Below are 453 nucleotides of genomic sequence, written 5' to 3'. Positions count from 1 at the left end.
CCTCGGCCTCGATGGAAGAGATGGCTGCGAACATCAAGCAGAACGCCGACAATGCCGCACAGACCGAGAAGATCGCGCGCCAGTCGGCTCAGGATGCCGATGTCAGCGGTCAGGCGGTGAACAGGGCCGTGGGCGCGATGCAGATGATTGCCGAGAAGATAAGCATCGTCCAGGAAATCGCCCGCCAGACCGATCTGCTCGCGCTCAACGCAGCCGTCGAGGCGGCGCGCGCCGGCGAACATGGCCGCGGCTTCGCAGTCGTCGCCTCCGAGGTGCGCAAGCTTGCCGAGCGCAGCCAGGGCGCAGCGGCCGAGATCAGCCAGGTCTCGTCCGAGACCGTCAAGGCGGCCGCCGAGGCTGGTGACATGCTGGGCAAGCTGGTCCCCGATATCCGCCGGACCGCCGAATTGGTGTCCGAGATCAGCGCCGCCTGCCGCGAACAGGACATCGGCA

The 453-nt window shown here is 66.9% G+C and carries 1 protein-coding gene; it reads left to right on the top strand.

Translation table 11 applies throughout. The annotated features are described in order from the left end of the window. The coding region (locus AX735_RS26460) for a methyl-accepting chemotaxis protein (RefSeq protein ID WP_231750158.1) at positions 1-453 on the top strand (453 nt) is incomplete at both ends.

This window comes from Blastomonas sp. CCH1-A6 (assembly GCF_001556365.1).
In the GTDB taxonomy this organism is placed as follows: domain Bacteria; phylum Pseudomonadota; class Alphaproteobacteria; order Sphingomonadales; family Sphingomonadaceae; genus Blastomonas; species Blastomonas ursincola.
Note: the sequence above shows the minus strand (reverse complement) of the source record. Positions and strands in the feature narration are given on the sequence as shown.